4 protein-coding genes and 1 pseudogene are annotated in these 4,675 nt (G+C 30.1%); all 5 read left to right on the top strand.

Annotated elements, in window-relative coordinates; genetic code table 11:
- A pseudogene (locus HMPREF2782_RS09680) lies at positions 1 to 327 on the top strand (recombinase family protein); the annotation flags it as partial.
- A 514-nt stretch (positions 328 to 841) separates the two neighbouring features.
- Positions 842 to 1,621 carry a hypothetical protein gene (locus tag HMPREF2782_RS04650; protein WP_070641228.1) on the top strand — a complete coding sequence of 260 codons (780 nt, stop codon included), beginning with the start codon at positions 842 to 844 and terminating at the stop codon, positions 1,619 to 1,621.
- 191 nt (positions 1,622 to 1,812) lie between these two features.
- Positions 1,813 to 2,334: a hypothetical protein gene (locus HMPREF2782_RS04645; protein WP_070641226.1), complete on the top strand. Its 522-nt coding sequence runs from the start codon at positions 1,813 to 1,815 to the stop codon at positions 2,332 to 2,334.
- Positions 2,335 to 3,076: 742 nt separating this feature from the next.
- A complete protein-coding gene (locus tag HMPREF2782_RS04640) occupies positions 3,077 to 3,376 on the top strand; it encodes a peptidase (protein WP_261668656.1) in 300 nt (99 codons plus the stop codon).
- A 634-nt stretch (positions 3,377 to 4,010) separates the two neighbouring features.
- Positions 4,011 to 4,661: a response regulator transcription factor gene (locus HMPREF2782_RS04635; protein ID WP_070641222.1), complete on the top strand. Its 651-nt coding sequence runs from the start codon at positions 4,011 to 4,013 to the stop codon at positions 4,659 to 4,661.
- Positions 4,662 to 4,675: the final 14 nt, after the last annotated feature.

Raw genomic sequence — 4,675 nt, 5'->3', positions numbered from 1 at the left:
CAGTTAAATGATAGCAGAAAAAGGAAAGAGGCGATCCTTGAAGAAAAAATAACTTCTGATAATATTTATAAAATACTTGTTAATTTTAATAGCCTTTATACAGTCCTTTCAGATATCGACAAAAAGAGATTGCTCAATGAATTGATAGAAGAAATTCAGATTTATGATGAAAAACCTAAAAATGGAACTTGGATAAAATCGGTTGTTTTCAAGCTTCCGCTTATAGATTATGACATTGACTTTAGTTTGGACAATAAAGATAATGTTGAGACGGTAGCACTTTTGTCTAAACTTGATGTCGATAAACACATAAGTGTTAAAATATAGCTGGATTTGACAAGTGCTGAAAGTGAGGCAAAATATAAGCAAATCAAAAAGATGTACTGTTTGGATGATAGAAGTGCAGAATGAACAAAAAAATTACTAGCATTTATGATATATGTAGAAGATAAAATCAAGTAATATTGTTTGACGAAGAAATAAATCAACAATTTATTTATTTTGAAAAAGTGAGTGGATTATTGGAGAAATTTGTTTATTTTGCAATTATCATTATGACAATAATTACAAGAGAGTATACAAAGTCTTTAACTCGACGCGGATGAATTTAATGACCTATAACATATTAAGGGTATTGATCGTAGCATTTTTAATTAGATATATTTTTTGTATAGCATAAAAATAATATGTGGTAAAACTATAGTTATGGTCTGTTTGATGAAAGTACCATAAAAAGTAATATTTTAATTCCCCAACGGAGGAGGAAAATGCAAATGTTTAAGCGTGGCATAGGAATTGTAGCAATATTTATAATGATATTATGTTTAGGGGGGGGTGCAGAATGAGTGCGAATTACACAAACAATACGGAAACAAAGGACCAGAATGTGGTTTTAACCGACCAGCAGAAAGAGATATTAACAAAGGAAGAACTTCCGCTTGATTACAGCCAACTTACCGGCAAACAAAAGATTTATCTTAGTATGGCGGACTATATGCTGACATATGTAAATGAGAAATATGCGCCGTATGGAGTGCATTTTACATATATTGCCTATCATCATCCGGAACTGCTGGATAAGGAAGCGCGCATATTGATTGTTCCCGACGGATATGACCCGGAAATTGATACGGTTGAAGTGTCGAAAAAGGATGGAAATTATGAGGACGACTATTTGGATTTTGCAGTACGAATTGAATTTGAAAAGTTGCTTAATAAACATTGTGCGGAGTTTTTGCCGGAAGAACAGTTTCGTGTGTATGTATCGAGTCTTGATGTTGGAGATGTGAAGACGGAAGAACTTACAAAATTGAATGAAGATTTTTTAATGCAGCACACTATTTCAAGGATAGGGGCTTACATCCTTATCTCGGATGAGATTTGTAAAACGGATGATGAACTGATGAAATTTACGACAGAGTTTTTTACGTGGATGAAAGAAAATAAGTTTTATGGCGGTCCGTGGGTGGAAGTGTGTAGAAACGAAAGGTTTACATCTTCTGAACATAAGGATTTTTCGGAGGTAAGGGAAGGAAGAATAGCATTTGCGCTTGGAACTGTTCGCAAAGGTCAAGAATTTGATATTGAAATACGTGGCAGTGTTGAGCAAGGAGGAAAATAACAATGAATGGTAACGTATTAACAGATGAAGAATTGATGCTGTTAGAGCAAAATAGAAAGCTATAATCAGAGGAAAGTTAACACTGATAAATTTCTAAAAATTTTCTTAAAATAATCAATAATTCAAATTCCAGTTTGTAGAACTCAGTAAAACAAATTCTGAGTGATGTGGCAATAAAGGAGTGAAATAAAATGATTTACGAACCCGAAAATCTAAAAAATAAAAGAGCAATATATGAAAAAAGAGATAAATGGCTTATCCGATTGGCCTTGCTATTTTGGGCGGTACTGCTATTTATTTATGTGAACATAGCTCCATATGTAAAATCAACAATTAGTTTTTTAGTCATTATCGTTGGTGGTATTGCCGTTATTTCTATTGTTTATTTCTTTACTGTATTCTTTATTTTAATGCTTAGAGGACGTCAATTCAGAAAACTGAATAACGATATTGTAAAAGAATATCAAGAAAACAAAAACGGAGAAATCTTTTTAGAAAAACTTCTTGCAATAGATACGAAACCTAAAGAAATGCAGGATGAAATGATATGGTATCTCAATATTGCAACTGCATTTAATGTATTAGGTAAACGAAATGAATGTATTGCTTTATTTAAACAGTTAGAAGAAGTTGCAACAGAAAAGGAGAAAGAATATATTCAAAATAGCATCAAATTTGTGCAAGAACAATCAGAAAAAGACGATACTCATTAAGAGTTACAATAAAATTAAGAAAGATGGTAGATAGTCAGATGTTTTGTACTATTTCCTATGTTATTTTTAGTGTAATATCAAGGCTCATTCAATCGTGGTAAAATAAATGGTTTTCTATACTTTAAAACGCTTGAGAGTGTGGTATTGATGTCAATGAAATAGAATGACAAGATATAAAAGTGTTGAAACAGGTGGCTTTTAGGATATTTTAAAGAAATCTTAAAAGCTATTTTTCTATTATATCTAAAGAAATATTTATGCGAGTCCAAGAAGAAATGGATAGACGATCTAATATGGTAAATAGCAAAGGAAAGAGAAGAATTAATTCAAGCAAATACACACTTTCAAGTATTGTCTACAGCTCTAAATGCAGGGATATCTAAAAGCATTAAATTAAAAGAAATAATAAAAAAGAATATTTAAAAATCCATCACGGGTGATGGAAGTAGACAGATAGAAGAAATAGAAGAAATCACAAAAGATATTACAAAAAAATATCAAAATAGCCTAGAAGAAATCACAATAAGGCAAACGAAAAAGAAATACTTTTAAATATAAAAATAAAAGACGAAAAAATTATCCCATATATAAAAAATCAATACAAAGATTCAACTTACAACATTAACCTAATAAATAAAAAAGAAAAAATAAATATTTCAGGCAAAGATTATCTCATATATAATCTATTAGGAAAAAAATTCAAAATATCTATGAACGAATTTTACCAAGAACGAGAAAAATATTGAATTATCCAACTGAACTTATGCCTGAAATTGTTAGTGGTACAAAAAAAGAAAATGCAGCCTATGTGTTTTCTGATTTTTATATAAGCAATGAAGATATTGAAGATAGTGAATTATCATCAATATTTGAAACATTTGCAAAGGGCGGAATTTATAAAGATTGTTGTTTTGGGAACTCATGTACACATGCACTGGTTAGACAAAAAAAGCTTATGAATAGGAATATTGAAAAATCAGAAGGGATAACTTTCATTGTAGGAAAATTAAAAGAGCCATATATAGTGCAAGTAATAGGTTAAATAAATGATGAATTGCAAATAATATTGCGACACCTAAACCAAACTAAGTTCATGCATAAATAAATCAAATGAAGTTGGGTCTGTAAATAATTTTGTGTATCAACCTAAATCCTGACATGATATGTACCCTCTTTACTGGACAAACCAGTAAGGAGGGTATTTTTATGAAATATATCTATGGGTTTAGAAAGAACTGTATAGAATTATACAAACAAGGTAATGGTCTGATACACCTAGAGGTATCGACAAATATTACTTCCGTAACTACATAAGAAGATGGAATAATTTAGTAGAAACACATGGAATTGAGGTATTAAAGCATAAATCTCATATATATCCATAAATTTTGTAATTGTTAACCCATGAATAAAGTTATCCAGGATTAATACCGATTTCAATTGCTACAGACCTTATTGTTTTCCTGCTAGCACTTTGCTTACTATTTCTAATTTCTCATCAGTTGTCCACTTGATATTATTTCCATGTTTTAAAATTTCTGGACCATGAAGTTCTTCTCAAAGAGATAGTAGGTCTTTTTTATTAATTTTATATTACAATTAATTTTGATTAATTTACTACATTATTAATGGTATACTGTGAATATGACTATTAAAATTTAATTAAGAGGATAAGAATGAAAAATATTTTAATCATAGAAGATAATAAAGAGATAGCGTTACAAATGGAAAAGTATTTGGTTAATAATGGTTATGAGGTAGAGATTGCATCATCTTTTTACGAAGCGACCTATAAGATGAATGTAGATATGGACGTGGCACTATTAGACATAAATCTACCAGATAAAGACGGTCAGTATTTAATTGAAAAATTAAAAGATAAAGATATTAGAATTATAGTTACTACTGTTAAAAATGATGAAGATTTTATAGTTAAAGCCCTAGATCAAGGAGCAGATGACTATTTAACTAAACCATTTTCCCTTGCCATATTAAGGGCTAGAATTGATGCCGTTTTAAGGACAATACCTTTAACTCAAGACAAAATCCTTACTTACAAGGATATCAAAATAGATTTAAAAGAATCAAAAGTTTATTTTAAAGCTAATCAAATAGACCTAACTTCTCTTGAATATGAAATCCTAGTCTTATTTATCAAAAACCCCCACAGAGTTTATACCAGAAGTCAGCTGCTTGAAATGTTTTGGGAAGATAGGGATAAGTTTGTAAATGATAATACCCTTACATCAACTATTAAGAGAATCAGAGAAAAACTTGATAAAGAAGTAATTTCTACTGTTAGAGGAATTGGATATAGGATGGATTGAGATGCTATATATAT

Origin of the sequence: Anaerococcus sp. HMSC068A02 (assembly GCF_001811125.1) — a bacterium.
Classification (GTDB): Bacteria; Bacillota; Clostridia; order Tissierellales; family Peptoniphilaceae; genus Anaerococcus; species Anaerococcus vaginalis_C.
This window is presented reverse-complemented; position numbering and strand designations above follow the sequence as displayed.